This window comes from Azospirillum sp. OGB3 (genome assembly GCF_014192915.1).
Taxonomy (GTDB): domain Bacteria; phylum Pseudomonadota; class Alphaproteobacteria; order Azospirillales; family Azospirillaceae; genus Azospirillum.
Genome location: NZ_JACHYN010000003.1, coordinates 258,075 through 281,192, shown reverse-complemented (window position 1 = coordinate 281,192; position 23,118 = coordinate 258,075). Strand labels below are relative to the sequence as shown.

Below are 23,118 nucleotides of genomic sequence, written 5' to 3'. Positions count from 1 at the left end.
GGCAAGGCCGCAACCGGCGACAGTCCCTCTTTCAGCCAGGACGGGAGGGTTCAGCGCGGGGCGGGCGGCACGCAGTTCTGAACGATCGGCGTGCAGGCGGACAGCGACGCGTTGCCCGGATAGGACACCTGCTCCACGGTCCCGCCCGGCCCCAGGACGAAGGTCGCCTCGCACATGCCGGGCGAGGATGTGCCCAGCGGCAACCCGAATCCCAGGCCGAGGCCGACGCCGCTGGAACCGCCCCCGCCGAAACCGCCGACGCCGATGCTGCTGCCGCCGAGCGGGCTGACCGCCACGCCGGGGTCGGAAACATAGGTATAGTATTCCCGCCCACCGGCCTGGGCTTGGCGCGCCGGAACCCCGGCACAGGCGAGCAGCCTTTCCTTCGGCATGCCGACCAATTCAGTCTGGGCGCGCCGGGCGATCTGCGGGTCCGGCCCCGTCGCGCAGGACGCCAGGAGCGCCCCGGCCAGCCCGAGCAGAGCCGCCGTCCCACCATGCCGAAGCGTCATGACCCTCACCCTCCAACGCAGCATTGCACGACTGGCACAACCCCGCCCACCGCTTGCGGTTCCCGGAGAAAGCCGGCTACCTAAACCGGAGCGTGCTCCGCAGCGATCGTCAAGGGACGATAAGCCGGTATCGCATGCGATGGCGCTTTGACGGTTGATGCAACGGAGGATCGTGGTATGAGTGAGAAGGGTATGGTTTCGACTAGCAACGGTTCTGCGATGACCACGGTCTACCTTGCGCTGGGCAGCAATTTGGGCGATCGCGCCGCCAATCTGGCGGCGGCGCAGCGGCGGCTTGCTCCGCAAGTCCGCGTCACGCTGGCATCGCCCGTCTATGAAACCGACCCGATGTATGTGACCGACCAGCCGGCTTTCCTGAACATGGCTTTGTGCGGGCAGACGGCACTCGGCCCATGGGAGCTTCTGCGCCACGTCAAGGCCATCGAGGCGGAGATGGGCCGCGACCTGGACGGCGGTCTCCGCTTCGGACCACGGCCGATCGACATCGACATCCTGCTCTATGGCGAGTTGGTGATGTACGCGCCGGAACTGGAAATTCCCCATCCCCGCATCGCGGAGCGCGCCTTCGTCCTGGCCCCGCTGGCCGACATCGCGGGCGGCCTCCAGCACCCCGCCATCGGGCGCAGCGTCGACGACCTGCTGGCCACCGTGGCGGGCCGCGATACGGTCGTCCGCACCGGCATGGACCTTCCCGTGGCGGTCTGACCTTGCCGAAAGGGCGGGCGCCTGGGCTATAGTGGTCGCGGCGCAGCGAAGAGGCGGCCGCCCCTGACGGGGCATGGACCAGGGCCGCACCCGCCAGGAGATGTTTTTTTTGGCCAACGATCCCGTTTCCCGCCCCTCCGGCGCCGAGTCTGCCGACGCGGCGGCGACCTACACCATCCTGCTTCGCGACTTCACCGCCAGCGTATCGCTCGCCGGACGGCCTGGACGGCCCACGGTCCATATCAGCCTTGAGTTGAAGGTCAGCCATCCCGGCCAGAGCTTCCCCGACGACATAACCGCCGTCATGTCCTATGAGGACATCGTGGAGGATTTGCGCCGTCTGTGCGCGCAGGACGCGGTGCCCGGTCCCGAATATCTCGCCGATCAGACCGCCGCCCTGTGTCTGGCCCACCCGAAGGTGCGCCAGGTGCGCGTCGACGTGGAACTGCCGTCCCTGCTTCCCGACACCGCCGGGGCCGGAGTCACGATCACGCGGAACCGTGACGCGGACCGTTAGTCCGCTCCGACGTGGTAACCCCATTTCTGGCATAGGCATCGTTGCTGTGTTCAGGCAAGAACACTCAGCGCTTTTCTACCCTTGCGTCGGCAGTGTTGGTTTATTTCGCGGCGCAGCACTGTTGCGAAATACCGTATCTTGTTTACAATGGACATTACGCCGCCTCAAGGCCGGCCGGAATGAACAGGGAGGGTAACATGGACCAATTGACGGCTCCGACCCTGTCGGAAATCCTGGACGAGCCCATCATCGTCGCTCTGATGACACGCGACGGCATGTCCGCCGAGACGCTGCGCGAACTTCTCGAACAGGTCGGGCGCAACTTGCGCGCGCGCGAGGAGCGGTTGGCCGCCTGAACGGACATCCGTCGGCCAGGGAATCCGCGCGTCCGGTACAAGCGCGTCCGGTACGAGGCGGATCGCCCCGGCCAAATAGGGATCAGCGAACGGAGACGACGCGGAAGGGGCGCTGCACTCCATCATGCTCGGTGATGGAGATGTATTGCCCCTCCACCAGCGTGTGGCGGTCGAAGCGGAAGATCGGTTCGTCGTCGTCGGTGTCGTCGGCGTCGTAGTCGAACAGCCATCCTTTGCCCCGATGGACCAGATGGCCGGTCTGCTCGTCTTCCCCGCGCCAAAAGCGGCGTACCGTGCAGGCGGCCTTGCGGCTGCGCCACTCCTCCAGATCCAAGTGGCCGTCCGCGGTCAGCGGAGCGATGAACTCATAGCCATGCTCCGCGCTGCCTTCGGGATGGTCGGCGGTGCGGGCCAGTTCGAGGCGGATCGTCTTCAAGGGCACGGGCGTCGTCCTTTGTGCTGACAGCGGAACAAGACAGCGCGTCGCGGTGGCTTGGCGGTTGGCTGGCTCGGCGGTTGGGGGAGCCCGCTGCGCGCGCTCCCCGCCGCCCCCGACGCGAACCCGCCGGTGCCAACCAAACGGAGGGCCGGTTGTTCCGCGCCTCCCCGCTTCCCGACGCACCGTAACGGATTGGGCGTTTCCTCGCCGTCGAGCCTCTGTCCCGCAGGCTCCTTCTACAGGGCCGGGTGCTGGTGCACGAAGCCATCCAGAACCATTGTCAACCGACGGGCATGGATGGGCCGCCCATGGCTGCGAGCCCGGTCGATGTCCTCGCGGATGATGCGGGCGATCCGGCGGATGCCCTCGGCGTCATGGGCAAGGCAGCAGCCCAGTTCCACCGCCAGCATTTCCGGCAGATGCTCATGCTCCGCGATGGCGTCGATTTCCTCTTCGGTCAGATCGCTGAGCGCGATGCAATCGTCGATCGTCAACATGGCGCGTTTCCTTCCCGATTGCCGGGCCTTGCCCGGACCGGAGTCCGGGTGGCCCTTGTGGTTGAAAACCATCGGCGTGGAGGGCGCCTGTCAGCGCGGCGCCGCGCGTCGGATCAGAGAAGCCCGGCCTTCTAAAAGAGCGGCCCCGTCGTCAGTGGGCCATCAGCACGGGCAGGCCGGCGTGATTCAGCACATAGCGGGTCACGCCGCCAAGGATCATTTCCCGCATCCGGCTGTGCCCGTAGCCCCCCATCACGAGGAGGTCGGACCCAAGATCCGCGGCTTTGTTCACGATGGCTTGGCCAACGGGTTCCGATCCCGGCTTCAATATGGTTACCTGAACGTTAACGCCGTGCCAAGCGAGATAGTGGGCGATGCGACGACCTGCCGCAGCCTGGGTGTTGGAGGTCTCGGCGGTCAGCACATGGACGGTGTCGGCACCGGTCAGGAAGGGCATCGCCCCGGCCAGGGCGCGAACCGATTCGGGGCTGCCGTTCCAGGCGAGCGTCACCGTGCGGCCGATCTCCTCCGGCAGGGTGGCGGGGGCCAGCAGCAGCGGGCGGGCCGCTCCCAGCAGGGCGCTTTCCACCGTCGCGTAAGCCTGGGTGTTGCTGTCCAGCGTGGTGTGGGCGAAGACCAGCAGGTCGGCCAGCCGCCCCTCGCGCGGCACCACCTCCTCGACGCGGCCCGTCTCTTCCCGCCATTGGGCGGTCGGCGCCTCGACGCCGGTGGGCATGTCGCGCAGCTCGATGTCCGCGGCGCGGATCACATCGTCGAAGGTGCGGCGGGCGGTGTGGAGGTGGGTCTTCGACTCCCCTTCGGCGGCGCGCATGATCTCCTCGACCATCGCGCCGGACATGCCCTCGCCCAGCATGGGCACGGCGTCGCGCGGGTCCAGCGACACGAACAGGGCGTCGACATGGGCATCGAATTCGCGCGCGATCTTCAGCGCGGCGTTCAGCGCCACCGTGTCGCCGTCGAGTCCGGCCAGCGGCACAAGGATCGTCTTGAGTGACATGATCTCCCCCCGGGCCGTTTCCGCCGGCCCATCTTCTGGACGGTGCCTGTCGGAACGGCGGCTGGATGCACCGTTTCCAGCGCCGCGCCACCCTTATACTAGACCATGGGGAGCCGGCGGCGCCCGTTCCACCTGGAATTACACCAGTCGCTCCAGCACGGCCGCAAGCGTTTCCCCCGCATCCCTGCCAGCATTCGTGCGCAGCCATTCAAGCGGGCCCAGATCATAGACAGCCTGCCGCTCCGCCACCTCCGCCGTGGCGTCGGAGGCGTCCCCGCGGCGGGCAGTGATTCGGGCGATCCGCATGTCCAGCGGCGCGTCGAGCCAGATCCCGTCGAATCGCACACCGACCTCCGCCGCAAGGCGGGCGACGGCGGACCGTTCCTCCGGCCGGGCATGGACGGCGTCCAGCACAACGGCGTGCCCGGCGGCCAACACGGCGCCCGCCCGTTCAAGCAGCCCGGCATAGACCCGCTCGGTCACCGCCGGCGTGTAGGCCTCCGCAGGAAGGCGCTCGGTTTCAGCAACCCCGTTGAGGCGCTTGCGCAGCGCGTCGGACCGCAGGACGACGGCTCCGGGCGACTTTCCCAGCGACGGGGCCAGGGCGCGGGCCAGCCGGGTCTTGCCGCTGCCGGACAGGCCGCCCACAGCGACCAGCCGCGGCGGCGGCGGCTCCAACGCCCTGACGGCTTGGTCCAGATAGGCCACGGCCTCCCGTTCCAACGTTTGCGCCGCAGCGTCACCGGGACGGAGCGCCGCCGTGGTTGCGGCGATCTTGGCACGGATGGCCGCGCGCGCCGACAGGAAGAGGGGCAGGAGCGCCAAGGCGCCGTAATCCTCCGTCTTGTCCAGGCTGCGGTTGAGGAAAGCATTGCCGAGCGGGCGAAGCCCCCGCCGTTCCAGGTCCATCAAAAGAAAGGCGAGGTCGTAAGCGACGTCGATGACCGCCAGCCGCTCGTCGAACTCGATGCCGTCAAACAGGACCGGCTTTCCCTCAAGAAGCACGATGTTCCGCAGATGAAGGTCGCCGTGGCAATGCCGGACGAAGCCGCCGCGCCGCCGGTCCTCCAGAAGCGGGGCCAGACGCGCCAAAGCGTCCGCCGACCGACCGGACAGCCGTTCCACGTGATCCGGCGCAAACAGGGACGGGCTCGCACGCAGTTCGGCGATGTTGCCCTCCACCACCTCCCGCATCGCCACCGCCCCACCACCGTCCGGACGTGGTTCCGCGGCCTCGTGGAAGGCGGTCACCGCGTCGGCCAAGGCACAGCCCAACGAGTCGTCGAAATCGCCCCGCTCCGCCACGCGGTCGAGAAGGGCATCCTGCGGAAAGCGGCGCATCACGACCAGCCAATCCAGCGCCGTTCCCCCCGCCGCGTCCTCGCCACCAAAGGCGAGTGCGCCGTCGGCCCGCTGGACGACCGACTCCAGGCCAAGGTACAGGGATGGCGCTGTCCGCCGATTCAGCCGCAGTTCCTCCAGGCAAGCCGCGCGGCGCAGCTCGGCGGTCGAATAGTCGAGATAGGGATAGCGAACCGCGCGCTTCAGCTTGTAGGCCCGGTCGCCGGCCAGGAAGACGATGGCGGCGTGGGTGTCGACACGCTCCACCGCCGCCCCGCCATGGCTCACCGGGTCGGCGAGAAAGGCGGCCGCCATCGGCGTCGAACCCAAGATCGGGTCCTGCTTCGGATCGGAGGCGGCGTGCTGCATGGCGAAAGTCTAGCACGCTCCGGCCTTCGCCGATCAGCCCCGCAAACCGCCCAGGTCCTCGCAAAGAGGGGAGGCCCTCCACCATTGACGTGAAGCGCATCGCGCACGACATCTGGGAGTAGCACCGTTACGCGCTTGCGCGGAGATACGGCGCGACGCGTAATGCCACAACCGCGTCGGGATCGGACGCGGTAGGCTGGAGCAGCCGGAGTAGGACGGTCAACGATCGATCGGGAGCAGGCCGCCGTGCGTCATGGGACCTCGTGCCTCTGTCTGGTGGTTGTCCTGGCGGGCTTCGCGCTCTCTGGTCCCGCGGGTGCGCAGCCCCTGACCATGCCCGAAGACCGGATCGGAAACTGGAAGATCGGCGGCCTCGCCTACAGCGTCGGCGAGACGCCGGACACCAAGGTGTCCGACCTGCACAACAAGATCCGCATCGGCTCCTCCCTCCTGCCCAAGCTCGACGGCTACGCTGAGGTGCGCCCTTGGGTGTCTCTCGGCCCCAGCGCGCCGGACGGCAGCCTCTACGGCATGGGCGGCATCCTGATCGACGTTCCGCTGGGAGGGTCCTCCTTCGTCTTCACGCCGAGCGTGGGTGCGGGCACCCTGCCGGTCACCCCGCGCGATCCGGCGGCGACGGGCAGCGTGGTCGAGTTCCGCTCCCAGCTCGAACTCGGTTACCAGTTCGAGAACAAGGCCCGCTTCAGCCTGGGCTACAGCCGCATCGACACCAGCGGTCCGGCCGCCGACGCCGCCGCACCGGCCAACAACGTCTTCGGATTCTATTACCGCATGCCGTTCGGAGCCTTCACCGGCCGCTGACACTCCGTCGGTTGTTTTGCAACGCAGCATGACCTTCCGCGAATCACTTGGCCTTTGCTCTGACGCGAAGGCTGCGCAAAGGGGTTGGCAATACTCGCCTTAACCACTTGTTAATGACGGCTGGTTCTATTGACCTCGGGGACCAACGCCGGGGATTCGATCATGGCCAAGCGCAAGACCGCCACAGCAAAGACCGTCGAAACCGCTCCGTCGCTTGAAGCGGCCGAGGCGCTCGCCACCGACACCGGGGCGGAAATCGTCCTGAACACCAACTTCGCGGCCATCGAGCAGGACGCGGTCGCCTTGCTGCACGCCGCCAGCCTGCTGGTCGAAGCGGACACGCCGGAGAAGGCCAGCCACGCGCTGGACCACAATCTGCGCCTTTGGGTCGCCATCAAGACGGTGCTCCAGAACGAAGAGAACACGCTGGAGTCCGAGGTGAAGGCGAACCTGCGCAACCTCGCGCAGTACGTCACCGTCACCACCATGGAAGCGACCCGGGGCTCGATCGAGGCGAGCAAGATGGTCTCGCTGTCGCGCATCAACATGCACATCGCGGAAGGCCTGCTGCACGGCCAGAAGAACCGCATGGTGCAGGAGCGCGCCTATGAGATCTGGGAGCGCGAAGGCCGTCCGAACGGGCGCGAGATGGATCATTGGCTGCTGGCCGAGGCCGAGATCGCCGACCTGTTGAACAACCGCTGACGGGCCGACAACATCCGGATCGGCATGGCGCCGCAATCCGGCCATTCCGTCAGGACATGACCACCCGTGTCGCGGCAACGTGACGCGGGTGGTTGCGCTTGATAGCATTCGGGCGTGACCGCGCCCCCCCTCTCCCCCGCCCCCGCCCGTCCCGCGACGCCCCGCCACGTCCGCGTGGAGAACATCCCGCTCGGCATCGTCATGATGCTGGCGTCGGTGCTGCTCTTCTCCGTGATGAACGTGCTGGTGAAGCTGCTCTCGGAGACGTACCCCGTCATCGAGGTGACCTTCTTCCGCAACGCCATGGCGCTGATCCCGGTGGCGGTGGTCATCTCGCTCCAGGGCGGGTGGGTCAACAACCTGCGCACCGAGCGGCCGATGGGCCATGTCTGGCGCTCGGTCGTCGGGCTGACGGCGATGTCCCTGACCTTCTGGTCGTTCAACCTGCTGCCGCTGGGCGACGCGGTGGCTCTGAACTTCTCGGCCCCGCTCTTCCTCACCGCCCTGTCGGTGCCGCTGCTCGGCGAGAAGGTTGGCATCCACCGTTGGAGCGCGGTGCTGGTCGGCTTCGTCGGCGTGCTCATCATGGTCCGGCCGTCCGGCGAGATGCTGACGCATCTGGGCGCGCTGGTCGCGCTCGGCGCGGCCTTCTTCCAATCCTTCGCGATGGTGGCGATCCGCCAGCTCAGCAAGTCCGAACGCGCCAACACCATCGTCTTCTACTTCACAGCGATCACCACCCTGATCCTGGCACTGGTCATGCCCTTCGTGTGGGTCACCCCGCGCAGTCTGACCGATTTCGCCCTGCTCTCGGCCACCGGGGTGCTGGGCGGCGGCGCCCAGCTGTTCCTGACGCGGGCCTATTCGCTGGCCCCGGCGGCCGTGGTTGCGCCCTTCAACTACGCCGCGCTGCTGTGGGCGGTGCTGTTCGGCTGGCTGCTGTGGAACGAGATGCCGACCCTGCACATGGTGTCGGGGGCCGCCGTCGTAGCGGTGAGCGGCCTCTACATCCTGCACCGCGAAACCCGCCGCCGCCTTCCCCCCAGCCCGCCCGCCATGGGCGGCGGCGGCGACTGATCTCCAGAGCCAGCCGGCCTCACTCCGCCGGTTGCAGGGAGCGTTCCATCGCTCCGGCGAGTTGGCGCGGGGTCACCGGCTTGTGCATCAGGCCGAAGCCGTGGCGCACGGCGTCGCGCTGACATTCCGGTCCGGTTTCGCCGGTCACGATGATTGCGGGGACGTCGGCATCGAAGAGCCGGCGAATGTCCAGGATGGCATCGGTACCGACCTTGCCCTCGCGCAGGCGATAGTCGGCGATGATGATGTCGGGTTTGCGGTTGACCGAGCGCAGCTTGTCCACCGCCTGCTCGCCCGAACCGGCGATCAGGACCTCATACCCCCATTCGCGCAGGATCGCCTGAAGGCCGAGCAGCACGATGGCGTCGTCGTCGATGACCATCGCCAGCCGCTCCTCACCGCCACCCGCCGCCACCGGAACAGGTGCCGCCGACACGGCTTCCACCGGCTTCGGCGTCTCGCCCAGCGGCACCTCGATGGTGAAGACGGACCCCACGCCTGGCGTGGAATGAACGGTCACCGGATGCTCCAGAAGCTGCCCGATGCGCTGCACGATGGCTAGACCCAGCCCGAGCCCCTGGCTGCGGTCGCGTTCCGGATTGCCGACCTGATGGAACTCCTCGAAGATCCGGGGCAACTGGTCGCCCGAGATGCCGATTCCGGTGTCGGCGACCGTGATCCGCATAAGCCCGTTCATCACCGTGCAGGCGATGGCGATGCTGCCCCGCTCGGTGTAACGGATGGCGTTCTCCACGAGGTTGCGGATCATCCGGCCCAGCAGCACCCGGTCGGACCGGATGTTCAGCGGGCATCCCTCCATCGTCCAGTCGAGCCCCTTGCCGCGGGCCACCGGGGCATAGCCCGCCGCGATGTGGTCGAGCAGCAGCGCCACCGGAAAATCCTCCAGCGTCGGCTTGACCACACCGGCGTCGAGGCGCGACACGTCGAGCAGGCTGTCCAGCAGGCCTTTCAGCGCGTCCAGCCCGCTTTCCAGAAGACGCAGCGCCTTCATCCCCTTCTCGCCCTGCACGTGGCCGTGCAGCGCGCCGGAGAACAGGAACAGCGACTGCATCGGCTGGCGCAGGTCGTGGCTGGCCGAGGCGAGGAACTTGGACTTGGACAAGGCGGCCCGCTCCGCTTCCTCCTTGGCGCGGCGCAGGGCGTCCTCGGCCTCCAGGCGGTCGGTCACGTCGGTGTTCGTGCCGAACCACAGAACGACGGCGCCTTCGGAGTCGCGCACGGGCAGCGCCCGCGACAGGAACCAGCGGAAGGCACCGTCCCGCCCCGCCATGGGGAAGGTGTCCTCCCACGGTTCTCCGGTCTGGAAGGACCGCTGGAGGCTTGCGGTGACGCGCTCGGCGTGGTCGGCGGGAAGGATGCCGTCCCACAGCGGGTCGGAAGCGGCATCCCCGCCCTCGACGACGCCCGTATAGTCATACCATCTTTGATTGTACCAAAAGATCCGCCCGTCCGGGCGGGCCATCCAGGCGAGTTGCGGGATGGAATCCGCCAGCGTGCGGAAGCGCAACCCTACTTGCTCCGCCTCTTCCTTCGCCGCCTGCATGGCGTCGCGCGCCTCGAAGATGTCGGTGATGTCGGTGGAGGTGCCGAACCAGCGCTCTTCTCCGGTTTCCGGGTCGGTGATCGGCAGGGCACGCTGCTTGAACCAGCGGTAGCTGCCGGCGACGTTGCGGATACGCGCCTCGGTGTCGAAGATCGTCCGCGCTTCGACCGCCTGAATCCAGATCGTGAGAAGGCGCTCTCGATCGTCGGGATGAATGGAACTGGCCCAACCGAAGCCCTGGGCCGAGGTCTCCGTCTGGCCTGTGTAGGCCAGCCATTGCCGGCTCAGAAAATCGCAATTGCCGTCCGCCCGGCAGGTCCAGACCATCTGCGGCAGCGCTTCCAGAAGCGTGCGGTAACGGTGCTCGCTGGCCCGCAGGGCGGCCTCCGCCGCGCGGTGGGCGGACACGTCGCGGAAGTAGATGGACAGGCCGCCGCCCGCCTGCGGATAGACGTTGAACATGGTCCAGCGCTGGAAGATGCCGGACAGCGCTTCGAACTCCCTCGGCTGCTGGTCCGCCATGGCGGCCTCGAAGCTGCGGATGACGCTGTTGCCCGCGACGTCGGGAAAGAGCTCCAGCAGGTTGCGGCCGATGAGGTCGTCGCGCGGTCGGTCGAACATCTCCTGCGCGCGCTTGTTCACATAGATGATCCGCCAATCACGGTCGATGGCGTAGAAGGCGTCGCCGATGCTCTCCAGGATCTGGTTCGCCTGCTCCACCGCCCGTTCCAACGCCCGCTCGGCGAGAAGGCGCTTGCTGATGTCTTGAAAATAGATGGCCAACCCGGCGGACGATGGGAAAACCCGCAGGAAGAGCCAGACGCCGAGCGGCGCGAAGTAAGCCTCGAACTCGTCGGGAAGGCGATCCCTCATGGCGACGTGCAGGCGGTCCCACAGCACCGTCCCCATGGCGTCGGGAAAGGCCTCCCACAGCCGCTGTCCGGTCAGGTCGCTGCTGCCGCCCATCAGGCCACGCGCGCGCCCGTTCATGTAGACGATGCGCCAGGACCGGTCGACCTCATAGACGCCGTCCGTCGTGCTTTCCAGAATGGCGTGCGACCGCCGGTCGGCTTCCGCCGAGGCCTCCGCCACCCGCGCGCGCCGCTCAGCCGCCTCGCGCCGGTCGTGGGAGCGGACAAGAACCCAGGCGACCAGCGCCGCCACCGCCAGAGCGGCCAGCCCGCCGCCGGCGATCGTATAGACCGTGCGCCGCGCCGCCGCCTGGATCGGCTCGGCCGGGGTACCGAGGACCAGGAGCCAGCCGGACGCTGCGACGGAGCCGGCCTTCGCCGACAGCACTTCCTCTCCATTCCGGGTGTGGGACAGGAAGAATTCCTTGCCGGTTTGCAGCGCCTGGACCAGGGATTCGGGCGCCGGCTGTCCGACCGCCGGATCGAAGGCCGTATCAGACCTCGTCCGGGCGACGATCCGCCCATCGCGGTCGAGAAGCGCGCCGACCCAACTGGGCGCCACCACCTGATCGATCAGGACCTGACGCAGGGACCAGGTCCGCACATAGGCGGTCAGGACCAGCCGAACCTCGCCCACGCCCCAGACCGGCACGCTGACCGCGAAGACCGGCTCCACCTTGCCGGCGGGGTCGCTGATGACGCCGCTGATCCAAACCTCTCCCGAGCGGAACACCCGGTCCGCCTGGGCGGAGCGCGCGGCGGGGTCGATGCCGCCGGCTTCCGGTTCCTGCGGCCGGTGAAGCAGGTTGACGACACCCTGGCGGTCGCGGACCTCCAGGGCCATCCAATCCAAACGCTGCCGCAGCGCACGTTCCCCCCGGTCCCTCCAAACGGCGCGGTCACCAATGTCCAGAGACCGGGCCGTGGACATGATTTCGAGCGCGCTGCGCGTCATAAGGACGCGCCCGTCCACCGTCCGCACCGCGGCGTCGGTGGCGTGGCGGACAAGCTCCTCCACCGATCGTTCCTGCTGCCGGTCGACCAGCATGATCGCGGCCACCGCGAAGGCGACGAGCGGAAGAATCGCCAGCAAGGCCACGAAAGGGAGACGAAAGCGCATACCGGGTTTTCGCAGACTGTTGACACGGCACACTATAGACAGCGACTCGGGCGACTCCTACAGAATCCGCCAATCCATCCACCATTTTCAGCAACAACAGTGTGAAGTTCTTGAAATCCTCAAATGATAGTTGGGTACGCCATAAAGGCGGCAGTGTGCAGCGCATCGGGCCGCGACGCCGCACAGCCTTGAATTGCCGATGTCCAAATATCGATGGCGGGCCTGCGGGAATTCGATTTGCCGCGGGGACAGGCGGGCTGCACACTGCTCCAATGCCTGACTCCATGCCCCATTCCGCTTCCGCCGGCCGGAGCGGCGACATCCGCTTCGGCGAGTTCGTCGCGCTCATGGCCCTTTTGATGGCGCTGACGGCGCTGTCCATCGACATCATGCTGGTCGCCTTGCCGGACATTGCCGGTTCCTTCGGGGTGATGCGCGAAAACGACCGGCAGCTTGTCGTCACCGCCTATATGCTGGGCTTCGCCGTCGGGCAGCCTTTCCACGGTCCGCTGTCGGACCGGTTCGGGCGCAAGCCGGTCCTGGCCGCCGGCCTGGTGATCTTCGCCGTCGGTTCGCTGGGCGCGGTCTTCGCCCCCAGCTTCACGGCGCTGCTGGCCGCCCGCGCGCTTCAGGGCTTCGGCGCAGCCGCCCCGCGCGTGGTTGCCATCGCCATCGTGCGCGACCGCTTCGTCGGGCGCGACATGGCGCGGGTGATGTCCTTCGTGATGATGATCTTCATCATCGTACCGGTCATCGCCCCGGCCCTGGGCGAAGGAATCCTGCGTCTCGGCACGTGGCCGTGGGTTTTCGGCGCGCTGTTCCTGGCGGCCATCGCCGCCTTCGCCTGGTCGATGCTGCGGCTGGCGGAAACCCGGGCGCCGGAGGATCGGATGCCGCTGTCTCCGGCGGCGCTCGGCCATGCCTTCCACAAGGTGATGACGACCCGCGCGACGGTCGGCTACACCGCCGCGATGGGCCTGCTGTTCGGCGGGCTGCTGAGCTACGTCGGCAGCGCCCAGCAGATTTTCGTGGACGTCTACGGGCTGGGGGCGATGTTCCCGGTGGCCTTCGGCGCCATCGCCGGCGTGATGGCCCTGGCCTCGCTGGTCAACGCGCGGCTGGTCGGGCGGGTCGGCATGCACCGGGTGTCGCACGTCGCCCTGCTCGGCTACACGCTGACCGGCGTCGCCATGGCGCTGCTCGGCTTTCCGGAGCATCCGCCGCTGCTCGGCCTCGGCCTGTTCATGGCGGCGATCTTCTTCTGCTTCGGCCTGATCGCCCCGAACTTCAACGCCATGGCGATGGAGCCGCTGGGCCACGTGGCGGGCATGGGGTCGTCCTTCGTCGGCTTCTTCAGCACCGGCATGGCGGCGGTGGTCGGCTGGATCGTCGGCCAGTCCTTCGACGGCACCGTGCGTCCGCTGACCATCGGCTTCACCGTGCTGGGCGTGCTGGCGTTGCTGACCGTCCTGCTGACGGAGCGCGGAACGCTGATGCGCTCCACCCACGCGGCCCAAGCGGCGCAGCCGGGAGACTGACGGCCGAGGCGGTCATCGGACGGCAAGAAGGAGTCTCCCCCTTGCCGGCGGTGTGCCCGATTCGGCATAACGTGCGCGACGCCCGGGAGCGGGCGCCGAGCGGGCACCGGCCCATCACGCGCGGGAGGGGACTGTGTTCCGCAAATTCGTCTATCTGCTGGCCCTGGCGCGCGAGCAGCATTTCGGCCGGGCGGCGGAGGCCTGCCATGTTTCCCAGCCGACGCTGTCCAACGCCATCCGCCAGCTCGAGGACGAGTTGCGCGTGCCCATCGTCGAGCGCGGGCAGAAATTCTCCGGCTTCACGCCGGAGGGGCTGAAGGTGCTCGAATACGCCCGCCGCATCGTCGCGGAGCGGGACGGGCTCTATCAGGAGCTGACGGCGCTGGGCCAGGGCCTGTCCGGCCACCTGCGGATCGGCGCCATCCCGACCGCCCTGCCCGCCGTCCCCCATGTGCTGGCCCGCTTCGCCGAGCGCTACCCGCAGATCCGCTCCAGCGTGCGCTCGCTCAGCTCGCGCGACATCCAGCGCGATCTCGACGGGTTCGAGCTGGACGCCGCCGTCACCTACCTCGACAACGAGCCGCTGAGCAACGTCCGCACCGTCCCGCTGTTCTCGGAGCGCTACTTCCTGCTGGCCCAGCGCCGTCAGGTCCGGGAGGGCACCACCGGCATCCGCTGGGCCGACGCGGCGAAGCTGCCGCTGTGCCTGCTCACCCCGGACATGCAGAACCGGCGCATCGCCGACACGGCCTTCCGCATGGCCGACCGGACGGTGGTTCCGCTGATGGAGACGAACTCCATCGTCACCATCTACACCATCGTGCGCAGCGGTCTGGCGGCCAGCGTGGTGCCCAGCCAGCTCCTCACCCTGGTCGCGCTCCACCCCGATCTGGTGGCCCTGCCGCTGACCGAGCCGGACCTGACCTACGCCGTCGGACTCGTCTACGCCGACCGCGAACCGCCGGCCCCGCTCGCCAAGGCGCTGGCCGCCGTCGCCGCAGAACCGGGGCTCGCCGAGCGCGTGCGCACTTTGACCGACGAGGCCCTGGCCCCCTGGGGTTTGCCAAAAGGGCTATGATCTCAAGGGCATAACCGCGCGATCCGTGTGGTGATAGCGAAACCCTATCATCGCATCAGAAAATCAAATTTGCCCGCCTCCCCCAATGTCCGTAACGCTGATGGACAAGACACCAACGAAGCGCCGCCGATCCAGGCGGGCGCGGGGGAGGAGACCATGAACGCCCGATCTCCATGGAGCGAGGAACGCGCCACGGCGGTGATCGCCGCCAACCGTCACCTGCGCGGAGCCCTGCTGCCGATGCTGCACGCTCTTCAGGAAGAGTTCGGCTGCATCGACGAGGAGGCCATCCCGCTGCTGGCGCGTGAGCTGAACCTGTCGCGCGCCGACGTGCACGGGGTGGTGTCCTTCTACCACGAGTTCCGCCGCAGCCGTCCCGGCCGCCACACCATCAAGGTCTGCCGGGCCGAGGCCTGCCAATCGATGAACGCCGACGGGCTGATCGACCACATCCGTCGCCGTCTGAAGGTGGACTTCCACGAGACCACCGCCGACGACGCCTTCTCGTTGGAGCCGGTCTTCTGCCTGGGCAACTGCGCCCTGGCCCCCGCCGTGATGGTGGACGAGACGCTGCACGGCCGGGTCAGCCCGGCCCGCTTCGACGCCATCACCGCCTCCACCCTGGCCACGGAGGCCGTGCGATGAGCGAGCCCCTGCACACGGTTTACGTGCCGCGCGACGCCGCCGCCCTGTCGGTGGGCGCCGACGAGACCGCCGCCGCCATCCGCGCCGAAGCGACGAAGCGCGGCATCCCGCTCCGCATCGTGCGCAACGGCTCCCGCGGCATGCTGTGGCTGGAGACGCTGGTCGAGGTGGAGACGCCCGAGGGCCGCGTCGCCTACGGCCCGGTGATGGCCGAGGACGTGGCCGGGCTGTTCGACGCCGGCTTCCTGGAGGGCGCCGACCACGCGCTGGCCCACGGCCTGACCGAGAAGATCCCCTATTTCGCCAAGCAGGAGCGGCTGACCTTCGCCCGCTGCGGCATCATCGACCCGCTGTCGGTCGAGGATTACCGGCTGCACGGCGGCTTCCGCGGGCTGGAGCGGGCGCTCGCCATGACCCCGGCGGAGATCGTCACCGAGGTCACCGAGTCCGGCCTGCGCGGCCGCGGCGGCGCCGGCTTCCCGACCGGCATCAAGTGGAACACGGTGCTGAACGCCCAGGCGGAGCAGAAATACATCTGCTGCAACGCCGACGAGGGCGACAGCGGCACCTTCGCCGACCGCATGATCATGGAGGGCGACCCCTTCTGCCTGATCGAGGGCATGACCATCGCCGCCATCGCGGTGGGCGCCACCGAGGGCTACATCTACATCCGCTCCGAGTACCCGCACGCCGTCGCGACCATGCGCGAGGCGATCCGGCTGGCCTATGACGAGAAGTGGCTGGGCGACGAGATCCACGGCACCGGCCACCGCTTCCACCTCGACGTCCGCGTCGGCGCCGGCGCCTACATCTGCGGCGAGGAGACCTCCATGCTGGAAAGCCTGGAGGGCAAGCGCGGCACCGTCCGGGCCAAGCCGCCGCTGCCGGCGCTGGAGGGTCTGTTCGGCAAGCCGACCATCGTCAACAACGTGCTGTCGCTGACCTCGGTCCCGATCATCCTGGACAAGGGCGCCAGCTACTACCGCGACTTCGGCGTCGGCCGCTCGCGCGGCACGCTGGCCTTCCAGCTCGCCGGCAACATCAAGCACGGCGGCATCGTCGAGAAGGCCTTCGGCGTCACCCTGCACGAACTGCTGTACGAGTTCGGCGGCGGCACCATCACCGGCCGGCCGATCCGTGCGGTGCAGGCCGGCGGCCCGCTGGGCGCCTACCTGCCGCCCTCGCTGTTCGACCTGCCGAAGGATTACGAGGCCTTCGCCGCGGTCGAGGCGATGGTCGGTCACGGCGGCATCGTCGTCTTCGACGACAGCGTGGACATGGCCAAGCAGGCCCGCTTCGCCATGGAGTTCTGCGCCGCCGAATCCTGCGGCAAGTGTACCCCCTGCCGCATCGGTGCGGTGCGCGGCGTCGAGGTGATGGACCACATCATCGCCGGCGAGAAAGTGGCGGCGAACATCACGCTGCTCAACGACCTGTGCGAGGTCATGACCGACGGCTCACTCTGCGCCATGGGGGGCATGACGCCGATCCCGGTGCGCAGCGCCCTGAAGCACTTCCCCGAGGATTTCACCCGCAGCCCCGCGGCTGTCGCGGCCGAGTGAGCGGAAAGGACCAGACCCCATGTCCATCCAAGACATCGATTACGGCACCCCGGCCCGCGAGTCCGCCACCATGGTGACGCTGGACATCGACGGCCGCACGGTGACCGTGCCGGAAGGCACCTCGGTGATGCGCGCGGCGATGGAAGCCGGCATCACCGTGCCGAAGCTGTGCGCCACCGACATGCTGGACGCCTATGGCTCCTGCCGCCTGTGCATGGTGGAGATCGAGGGGCGGCGCGGCACGCCGGCCTCCTGCACCACCCCGGTCGCCCCGGGCATGAAGGTGCACACCCAGAACGAGCGTCTGGGCCGGCTGCGCCGCGGCGTGATGGAGCTGTACATCTCCGACCACCCGCTGGACTGCCTGACCTGCCCGACCAATGGCAATTGCGAGCTTCAGGACATGGCCGGCGCGGTCGGCCTGCGCAACGTCCGCTACGGCTACGAGGGTGAGAACCACCGCACCGCCGTGAAGGACGAGAGCAACCCCTACTTCACCTTCGACCCGTCCAAATGCATCGTCTGCTCGCGCTGCGTGCGGGCCTGCGGCGAGGTCCAGGGCACCTTCGCGCTGACCATCGACGGGCGCGGCTTCGACAGCAAGGTGTCGCCGGGCGCTCTCGAACAGTTCATGGACAGCGAGTGCGTGTCCTGCGGCGCCTGCGTCCAGGCCTGCCCGACCGCCACCCTGACCGAGAAGTCACTGATCGAGCTGGGCCAGCCGGAGCACAGCGTCATCACCACCTGCGCCTATTGCGGCGTCGGCTGCTCCTTCAAGGCGGAGATGAAGGGCACCACCGTGGTCCGCATGGTCCCCCACAAGGACGGTGGCGCCAACGAGGGCCATTCCTGCGTCAAGGGCCGCTTCGCCTGGGGTTACGCCACCCACGCCGACCGCCAGACGCAGCCGATGATCCGCGAGAGCATCGACGATCCGTGGCGCGTCGTGTCCTGGGAGGAGGCGATCACCTACGCCGCCACCCGCCTGCGCGCGGTCCAGCAGAAATACGGCCGCGGTTCCATCGGCGGCATCACCTCGTCCCGTTGCACGAACGAGGAGGTGTATGTCGTCCAGAAGATGATCCGCGCCGCCTTCGGCAACAACAACGTCGACACCTGCGCCCGCGTCTGCCACTCCCCGACCGGCTACGGCCTGAAGCAGACCTTCGGCACCTCCGCCGGCACGCAGGACTTCAAGAGCGTCGACAAGTCCGACGTCATCCTGGTCATCGGCGCCAACCCGACGGACGGCCACCCGGTCTTCGGCTCGCGCATGAAGAAGCGGCTGCGCCAGGGCGCCAAGCTGATCGTCATCGACCCGCGCCGCATCGACCTCGTGCGCAGCCCGCACGTCTCGGCCACGCACCACCTCCAGCTCCGCCCCGGCACCAACGTCGCCGCGATGAACGCGCTGGCCCACGTGATCGTGACCGAGGAACTGGTCGACCGCAATTTCGTGGCCGACCGGTGCGACCCGATGGAGTTTGCCCGTTGGGAAGCCTTCGTCCGCGACCCGCGCCACTCCCCGGAGAACACCGAGCAGTACACCGGCATCCCGGCGGCGGAGATGCGCGCGGCGGCCCGGCTCTACGCCACGGGCGGCAACGCGGCCATCTATTACGGCCTGGGCGTCACCGAGCACAGCCAGGGCTCCACCGCGGTGATGGGCATGGCGAACCTCGCCATGGCGACCGGCAACATCGGGCGTGACGGCGTCGGCGTGAACCCGCTGCGCGGCCAGAACAACGTCCAGGGCTCGTGCGACATGGGCTCCTTCCCGCACGAGCTGACCGGCTACCGCCACGTCTCCGACGACGTAGTCCGCCAGCAGTTCGAGGAGGTGTGGAACGCGGCGCTCGACCCCGAACCGGGCCTTCGCATCCCCAACATGTTCGACTCCGCGGTGGACGGCACCTTCATGGGCCTGTTCGTCCAAGGCGAGGACATCGCCCAGTCCGACCCGAACACCCAGCATGTGTTCGCCGCCCTGCGGGCCATGGAGATCGTCGTGGTGCAGGACCTGTTCCTGAACGAGACCGCGGCCTTCGCCCACGTCTTCCTGCCCGGCACCTCCTTCCTGGAGAAGGACGGCACCTTCACCAACGCCGAGCGCCGCATCAACCGCGTCCGCCCGGTGATGCCGTCCAAGACCGGCAAGCAGGAATGGGAGGTCGTCTGCGATCTGGCCACCGCCATGGGCTATCCCATGTTCTACCGCAGCGGCGCGCAGATCATGGACGAGATCGCCCGCCTGACCCCGACCTTCTCCGGCGTCAGCTTCGAGAAGCTGGACCGGGTGGGCAGCGTGCAGTGGCCCTGCACCGACGAGGACTCGGTCGGCACGCCGATCATGCACGCCGACGGTTTCGTGCGCGGCCAGGGCCGCTTCATGATCACCGAGTATGTGCCGACGGAGGAGCGCGCCTCGCGCTTCTACCCGCTGATCCTGACGACGGGCCGCATCCTCAACCACTACAACGTCGGCGCCCAGACCCGCCGCACCGCCAACGTGGCGTGGCACCCGGAGGACATCCTGGAGGTCCACGCCCACGACGCCGAGGAGCGGGGCATCCGCGACGGCGATCTGGTCTCCATCGCCAGCCGCATCGGCGCCACCACGCTGCGGGCGCGCATCTCCGACCGGATGCCGCAGGGGGTGGTCTACACCACCTTCCACCACCCGGTGACGGGCGCCAACGTGGTCACCACCGAGAATTCGGATTGGGCCACCAACTGCCCCGAATACAAGGTGACCGCGGTGCAGGTGACGCTGAGCAACCACCCGTCCGATTGGCAGATCCGCCGCGGCGATCTGGTGGAAGTGGCGGCGGAGTAACCCGAACCCCTCTCCCGTCCCGGGAGAGGGTGGACGCGAAGCGGCCGGGTGAGGGTCGTCCAAAGATCAGTGGATGATGCTTGTCAGCACCCTCACCCTTCCCGCGCTGCGCGCAGGCCCCTTCCCTCTCCCGGGGCGGGAGAGGGAAAACAGGAGACCAACGATGCGGTCACTCGCCCATTCCCTGCCGGTCAGCGGCACCGGCTTTCCGGAAACCGCCGATCAGGCCGCGAATCAGGCAAACGTGACGTGGCTGGTCGCCGAGGAGACTCCGGTGGCGTTCGAATACAACGGACGCTCCCACGCCGTGATGATGGCGACGCCCGCCGATCTGGAGGACTTCGCGCTGGGTTTCAGCCTGTGCGAGGAAATCGTCGGCAGCGCCGCCGACATCGACCGCATCGACCTCCGCCCAGTGGAGGACGGCATCGTCCTGTCCATCGAGGCCGACCCGTTGCGTCTTCTGCGCGGTTCGCTCCGCCGCCGCTCCATGGAAGGGCGGAGCGGCTGCGGCCTGTGCGGGATCGACAGCCTCGCCAACGCGGTGCGCGAGCCGCCGCGGGTCACGGCGGCCTTCGCCCCGTCGGTGGAGGCGGTGGCCGCCGCCTTTACCGCCCTGCCCGACCACCAGCCGATGAACCGCGCCAACAAGTCCCTGCACGCGGCGGCCTGGGCCGGGCCGGACGGGCGCATCGTGATGGCGCGGGAGGATGTCGGGCGGCACAACGCGCTCGACAAGCTGGCCGGCGCGCTGGCCCGCGCGGGCATCGACCCGTCCGGCGGCTTCGCCGTGATGAGCAGCCGGTGCAGCTTCGAACTGGTCCAGAAGGCCGCGACCATCGGCATCCCCATGCTCGCCACCATTTCCGCCCCCACGGCGCTGGCGCTGAAGCTCGCCCGCGCCGCCGGCATGACTCTGGCCGCCCGCGCCCGCGGCAACGGCGTCATGCTGTTCCGTTAACGAAGAAAACCGACTTTTCCGGGAGCCGACCCATGGACACCACACGCGAACTCGTCCGCATGGCGAATCAGATCGCCAGCTATTTCCAGTCCTACCCGCAGGACGAGGCGGTGACCGAGACCGCCGGCCACATCCGCGCCTTCTGGGAACCGCGCATGCGCCAGCGCCTGCTGGAGCACAGCAGCGCCGGCGGCGAGGGCCTGCACGAGATCGTCACCCAGGCGGTCGAGCGGCTGAAAGGGCCGTCGGTAGGGAGCGCGTAGGAACGCATTGCCCCCTCCCTAACCCTCCCCCGCTTCGCGAGGGAGGGGACATAATTCCCTCCTCTGCGAAGCGGGGGAGGGTTAGGGAGGGGGCAACAGCACCTCTCCTGTTCAGGCCCGCTGGCTCAACAGCCCCTTGAGCACGCGCGACAGCAGATCCGCCAATTGGAACTGCTCCGGCCCCGGCAGGGCGGCGATGACCGCGGCGAAGTCCTTCAGCGGGTCGTATTCGAGAAGCGCCAGAGCCTTCTCCGTCGGGTGAAGCTGCACGACGCGGCGATCCTCCGGCACCGGGACGCGCGTCAGCAACTCCTTCGTCACCAGCACCTCGACCATCTGGGACGCCGCGCCGCGGGTCGTCGCGTGGAAGTCGGCGAAGGCGGACACCGTCCGCTGGCTGTCGTTGGCGCGCGCGAAGTAGCGCAACGCCGTCCACTGCGATGGTTTCAACCCCTGCGTATAGCCCATGCTGTCGGCGATGTGGCCGATGTGCATCATGACCTCGGCAATCGCTTGCGCCGAAGCCAGGGACGGCGGGCTTTTCGACATGGCAGCGGGGTCTCGACAGTTGCCAGAATAAACACGCGCTGCGCAGCAAATGCCGGCAACGAGTCTGTACGTTTCAGAGACTATACGAACACCAAACTAACATGCCCCAGTAGGCAAGTCCATGACTCCCCACCCCCGACGACGAGCCGCACACTACGGTATCGGGAGGGTAAACGAAACATTGACCTCAAACCTCATTCAGCACAAGGTGTCGCACCCCCCTGTGGCGCCGTGCGGATTACCGGACCGGTGCGGAGACAACGCAGGGCACCTACCACCTCGTGTCGGGGCTGCGCCGCGCGTTTTGTCTGGCGTTGCGCCGCGACTCGCCTATATATGCGCGCCATGACCAGCACGCCCCCGTCCATTCCCGGTTTCAAGACCAACCCGGCGTCCTCCCCCAAGGTGGGGATCGTCAGCCTGGGCTGCCCCAAGGCGCTCGTCGATTCCGAGCGCATCCTCACGCGCCTGCGCGCCGAAGGCTACGACATCTCGCCGTCCTACGACGGCGCCGACGTCGTGCTGGTCAACACCTGCGGCTTCCTCGATTCCGCCAAGAAGGAATCGCTGGAGGCCATCGGCGAGGCCATCAAGGAGAACGGCCGGGTCATCGTGACCGGCTGCATGGGCGTGGAGTCGGACATGATCCGGCAGGTCCATCCGGACGTGCTGGCCGTCACCGGCCCCCACCAGTACGAGCAGGTGGTCAACGCCGTGCACGACGCCGTGCCGCCGGTGCATGACCCCTTCACCGATCTGGTGCCGCCGGAAGGGCTGCGGCTGACCCCGCGCCACTACGCCTACCTGAAGATTTCCGAGGGCTGCAACAACCGCTGCAGCTTCTGCATCATCCCCTCCCTGCGCGGCGATCTGGTCAGCCGCCCCGTCGTCTCGGTCCTGCGCGAGGCGGAGAAGCTGGCGATCGCCGGGGTCAAGGAACTGCTGGTCATCTCCCAGGACACCAGCGCCTACGGCATCGACCGCAAGTATGCGGAAGAGGACTGGTACGGGCGCAAGGTGAAGGCCCGCTTCATCGACCTCTGCCGCGAGCTGGCGAACTTCGACGTCTGGGTGCGCCTGCACTACGTCTACCCCTACCCGCATGTTGACGAGGTGATCCCGCTGATGGCGGAGGGCCGCATCCTCCCCTATCTGGACATCCCGTTCCAGCACGCCTCGCCCACCGTCCTGAAGGCGATGCGCCGCCCGGCGGCCCAGGAGAAGCAGCTCGACCGCATCCGGAAGTGGCGGCAGGAATGCCCGCATCTGGTTCTGCGCTCCACCTTCATCACCGGCTTCCCCGGCGAGACGGAGGAGGACTTCCAATTCATGCTGGACTGGCTGAAGGAAGCGCAGCTCGACCGCGTCGGCTGCTTCAAGTACGAGCCGGTCGAGGGCGCCACCGCCAACGACCTGCCCGGCGCCGTTCCGGAAGAGGTCAAGCAGGAGCGCTGGGAGCGCTTCATGGAGACCCAGAAGGCGATCAGCGCCGAACGGCTCCAGCAGAAGGTCGGCTTCACGCTGGGCGTCCTCATCGACGAGGTCGACGAGGAGGGCGCCATCGGCCGCTCCTACGCCGACGCGCCGGAGATCGACGGCAACGTCTTCCTGAACGGCGAGACGAACGTGAAGCCGGGCGACATCGTCGACGTGACCATCGAGCACGCTGACGAATACGATCTCTGGGGCTCCATCGAACGCGCCGAGTAAGG

At 68.0% G+C, this 23,118-nt stretch carries 21 protein-coding genes; 14 read left to right on the top strand and 7 right to left on the bottom strand.

Annotation, left to right across the window (positions count from 1 at the left end; genetic code table 11):
* Nucleotides 1-50: 50 nt before the first annotated feature.
* Complete coding sequence (locus FHW79_RS08785; RefSeq protein ID WP_183178562.1) at nt 51-512, bottom strand: hypothetical protein; 462 nt, start codon at nt 510-512, stop codon at nt 51-53.
* Nucleotides 513-731: 219 nt separating this feature from the next.
* Between FHW79_RS08785 and folK the strand changes: the two genes are divergently transcribed.
* From folK to FHW79_RS08770, 3 genes are all read left to right on the top strand, one after another.
* Nucleotides 732-1,238 carry a 2-amino-4-hydroxy-6-hydroxymethyldihydropteridine diphosphokinase gene (folK, locus tag FHW79_RS08780; RefSeq protein WP_183178561.1) on the top strand — a complete coding sequence of 169 codons (507 nt, stop codon included), beginning with the start codon at nt 732-734 and terminating at the stop codon, nt 1,236-1,238.
* Between the two features lie 109 nt (nt 1,239-1,347).
* Complete coding sequence (locus FHW79_RS08775; RefSeq protein WP_247884238.1) at nt 1,348-1,755, top strand: dihydroneopterin aldolase; 408 nt, start codon at nt 1,348-1,350, stop codon at nt 1,753-1,755.
* A 197-nt stretch (nt 1,756-1,952) separates the two neighbouring features.
* Nucleotides 1,953-2,111 carry a hypothetical protein gene (locus FHW79_RS08770; protein WP_183178560.1) on the top strand — a complete coding sequence of 53 codons (159 nt, stop codon included), beginning with the start codon at nt 1,953-1,955 and terminating at the stop codon, nt 2,109-2,111.
* An 82-nt stretch (nt 2,112-2,193) separates the two neighbouring features.
* Here the strand turns inward: FHW79_RS08770 and FHW79_RS08765 are convergent, their stop codons facing one another.
* From FHW79_RS08765 to FHW79_RS08750, 4 genes are all read right to left on the bottom strand, one after another.
* Nucleotides 2,194-2,553 carry a hypothetical protein gene (locus tag FHW79_RS08765; RefSeq protein WP_183178559.1) on the bottom strand — a complete coding sequence of 120 codons (360 nt, stop codon included), beginning with the start codon at nt 2,551-2,553 and terminating at the stop codon, nt 2,194-2,196.
* A gap of 233 nt (nt 2,554-2,786) precedes the next feature.
* Nucleotides 2,787-3,047 (bottom strand): hypothetical protein, encoded by a 261-nt coding sequence (locus tag FHW79_RS08760; protein WP_183178558.1) that lies wholly within the window; start codon nt 3,045-3,047, stop codon nt 2,787-2,789.
* A 151-nt stretch (nt 3,048-3,198) separates the two neighbouring features.
* Complete coding sequence (locus FHW79_RS08755; protein WP_183178557.1) at nt 3,199-4,065, bottom strand: universal stress protein; 867 nt, start codon at nt 4,063-4,065, stop codon at nt 3,199-3,201.
* 138 nt (nt 4,066-4,203) lie between these two features.
* Nucleotides 4,204-5,775 (bottom strand): bifunctional aminoglycoside phosphotransferase/ATP-binding protein, encoded by a 1,572-nt coding sequence (locus FHW79_RS08750; protein WP_183178556.1) that lies wholly within the window; start codon nt 5,773-5,775, stop codon nt 4,204-4,206.
* Nucleotides 5,776-6,108: 333 nt separating this feature from the next.
* On the opposite strand from FHW79_RS08750, the gene FHW79_RS08745 reads away from it, so the two are divergent.
* The 3 genes from FHW79_RS08745 to FHW79_RS08735 all read left to right on the top strand — a co-directional run bounded on the left by FHW79_RS08745 (nt 6,109) and on the right by FHW79_RS08735 (nt 8,379).
* Nucleotides 6,109-6,597 (top strand): acyloxyacyl hydrolase, encoded by a 489-nt coding sequence (locus tag FHW79_RS08745; protein WP_183178555.1) that lies wholly within the window; start codon nt 6,109-6,111, stop codon nt 6,595-6,597.
* A gap of 162 nt (nt 6,598-6,759) precedes the next feature.
* On the top strand, nt 6,760-7,302 hold the full coding sequence (locus FHW79_RS08740; RefSeq protein WP_183178554.1) for a DUF2934 domain-containing protein: 543 nt from the start codon (nt 6,760-6,762) through the stop codon (nt 7,300-7,302).
* A gap of 114 nt (nt 7,303-7,416) precedes the next feature.
* The gene (locus FHW79_RS08735; RefSeq protein WP_183178553.1) at nt 7,417-8,379 is read left to right on the top strand and encodes a DMT family transporter; all 963 of its coding nucleotides are present in this window, start codon (nt 7,417-7,419) and stop codon (nt 8,377-8,379) included.
* Nucleotides 8,380-8,398: 19 nt separating this feature from the next.
* Here the strand turns inward: FHW79_RS08735 and FHW79_RS08730 are convergent, their stop codons facing one another.
* Entirely contained in the window at nt 8,399-11,974 is a 3,576-nt protein-coding gene (locus tag FHW79_RS08730; protein WP_183178552.1) for a PAS domain-containing protein, read from the bottom strand.
* 284 nt (nt 11,975-12,258) lie between these two features.
* On the opposite strand from FHW79_RS08730, the gene FHW79_RS08725 reads away from it, so the two are divergent.
* The 7 genes from FHW79_RS08725 to FHW79_RS08695 all read left to right on the top strand — a co-directional run bounded on the left by FHW79_RS08725 (nt 12,259) and on the right by FHW79_RS08695 (nt 20,857).
* On the top strand, nt 12,259-13,512 hold the full coding sequence (locus FHW79_RS08725; protein WP_183178551.1) for a multidrug effflux MFS transporter: 1,254 nt from the start codon (nt 12,259-12,261) through the stop codon (nt 13,510-13,512).
* 133 nt (nt 13,513-13,645) lie between these two features.
* The gene (locus tag FHW79_RS08720; protein WP_183178550.1) at nt 13,646-14,590 is read left to right on the top strand and encodes a LysR family transcriptional regulator; all 945 of its coding nucleotides are present in this window, start codon (nt 13,646-13,648) and stop codon (nt 14,588-14,590) included.
* 156 nt (nt 14,591-14,746) lie between these two features.
* The gene (locus FHW79_RS08715) at nt 14,747-15,235 is read left to right on the top strand and encodes a formate dehydrogenase subunit gamma (RefSeq protein ID WP_183178549.1); all 489 of its coding nucleotides are present in this window, start codon (nt 14,747-14,749) and stop codon (nt 15,233-15,235) included.
* On the top strand, nt 15,232-16,797 hold the full coding sequence (locus FHW79_RS08710) for an NADH-quinone oxidoreductase subunit NuoF (protein ID WP_183178548.1): 1,566 nt from the start codon (nt 15,232-15,234) through the stop codon (nt 16,795-16,797). Before FHW79_RS08715 ends, FHW79_RS08710 begins: the two co-directional genes overlap by 4 nt.
* Nucleotides 16,798-16,816: 19 nt before the next feature.
* Entirely contained in the window at nt 16,817-19,633 is a 2,817-nt protein-coding gene (fdhF, locus tag FHW79_RS08705; RefSeq protein WP_183178547.1) for a formate dehydrogenase subunit alpha, read from the top strand.
* Between the two features lie 163 nt (nt 19,634-19,796).
* Nucleotides 19,797-20,594, top strand: coding sequence for a formate dehydrogenase accessory sulfurtransferase FdhD (gene fdhD / locus FHW79_RS08700; RefSeq protein WP_183178546.1), 798 nt, complete (start codon nt 19,797-19,799; stop codon nt 20,592-20,594).
* A 32-nt stretch (nt 20,595-20,626) separates the two neighbouring features.
* Nucleotides 20,627-20,857, top strand: a complete 231-nt coding sequence (locus FHW79_RS08695; RefSeq protein ID WP_183178545.1) for a formate dehydrogenase subunit delta — start codon at nt 20,627-20,629, stop codon at nt 20,855-20,857.
* A 111-nt stretch (nt 20,858-20,968) separates the two neighbouring features.
* On the opposite strand, the gene FHW79_RS08690 is transcribed toward FHW79_RS08695, so the two are convergent.
* The gene (locus FHW79_RS08690) at nt 20,969-21,406 is read right to left on the bottom strand and encodes a MarR family winged helix-turn-helix transcriptional regulator (RefSeq protein WP_014197172.1); all 438 of its coding nucleotides are present in this window, start codon (nt 21,404-21,406) and stop codon (nt 20,969-20,971) included.
* A 345-nt stretch (nt 21,407-21,751) separates the two neighbouring features.
* Here FHW79_RS08690 and rimO point away from each other — a divergent pair, with 345 nt between their 5' ends.
* Nucleotides 21,752-23,116 (top strand): 30S ribosomal protein S12 methylthiotransferase RimO, encoded by a 1,365-nt coding sequence (gene rimO, locus FHW79_RS08685; protein WP_183178544.1) that lies wholly within the window; start codon nt 21,752-21,754, stop codon nt 23,114-23,116.
* Nucleotides 23,117-23,118 lie beyond the last annotated feature (2 nt).

Bases quoted from the DNA above. Each gene is read 5' to 3' on its own strand.
- FHW79_RS08785 (WP_183178562.1), bottom strand. From the start codon at position 512: ATGACGCTTCGGCATGGTGGGACGGCGGCTCTGCTCGGGCTGGCCGGG.
- folK (WP_183178561.1), top strand. From the start codon at position 732: ATGACCACGGTCTACCTTGCGCTGGGCAGCAATTTGGGCGATCGCGCC.
- FHW79_RS08770 (WP_183178560.1), top strand. From the start codon at position 1,953: ATGGACCAATTGACGGCTCCGACCCTGTCGGAAATCCTGGACGAGCCC.
- FHW79_RS08760 (WP_183178558.1), bottom strand. From the start codon at position 3,047: ATGTTGACGATCGACGATTGCATCGCGCTCAGCGATCTGACCGAAGAG.
- FHW79_RS08755 (WP_183178557.1), bottom strand. From the start codon at position 4,065: ATGTCACTCAAGACGATCCTTGTGCCGCTGGCCGGACTCGACGGCGAC.
- FHW79_RS08750 (WP_183178556.1), bottom strand. From the start codon at position 5,775: ATGCAGCACGCCGCCTCCGATCCGAAGCAGGACCCGATCTTGGGTTCG.
- FHW79_RS08745 (WP_183178555.1), top strand. From the start codon at position 6,109: ATGCCCGAAGACCGGATCGGAAACTGGAAGATCGGCGGCCTCGCCTAC.
- FHW79_RS08740 (WP_183178554.1), top strand. From the start codon at position 6,760: ATGGCCAAGCGCAAGACCGCCACAGCAAAGACCGTCGAAACCGCTCCG.
- FHW79_RS08730 (WP_183178552.1), bottom strand. From the start codon at position 11,974: ATGCGCTTTCGTCTCCCTTTCGTGGCCTTGCTGGCGATTCTTCCGCTC.
- FHW79_RS08725 (WP_183178551.1), top strand. From the start codon at position 12,259: ATGCCCCATTCCGCTTCCGCCGGCCGGAGCGGCGACATCCGCTTCGGC.
- FHW79_RS08715 (WP_183178549.1), top strand. From the start codon at position 14,747: ATGAACGCCCGATCTCCATGGAGCGAGGAACGCGCCACGGCGGTGATC.
- FHW79_RS08710 (WP_183178548.1), top strand. From the start codon at position 15,232: ATGAGCGAGCCCCTGCACACGGTTTACGTGCCGCGCGACGCCGCCGCC.
- fdhF (WP_183178547.1), top strand. From the start codon at position 16,817: ATGTCCATCCAAGACATCGATTACGGCACCCCGGCCCGCGAGTCCGCC.
- fdhD (WP_183178546.1), top strand. From the start codon at position 19,797: ATGCGGTCACTCGCCCATTCCCTGCCGGTCAGCGGCACCGGCTTTCCG.
- FHW79_RS08695 (WP_183178545.1), top strand. From the start codon at position 20,627: ATGGACACCACACGCGAACTCGTCCGCATGGCGAATCAGATCGCCAGC.
- FHW79_RS08690 (WP_014197172.1), bottom strand. From the start codon at position 21,406: ATGTCGAAAAGCCCGCCGTCCCTGGCTTCGGCGCAAGCGATTGCCGAG.
- rimO (WP_183178544.1), top strand. From the start codon at position 21,752: ATGACCAGCACGCCCCCGTCCATTCCCGGTTTCAAGACCAACCCGGCG.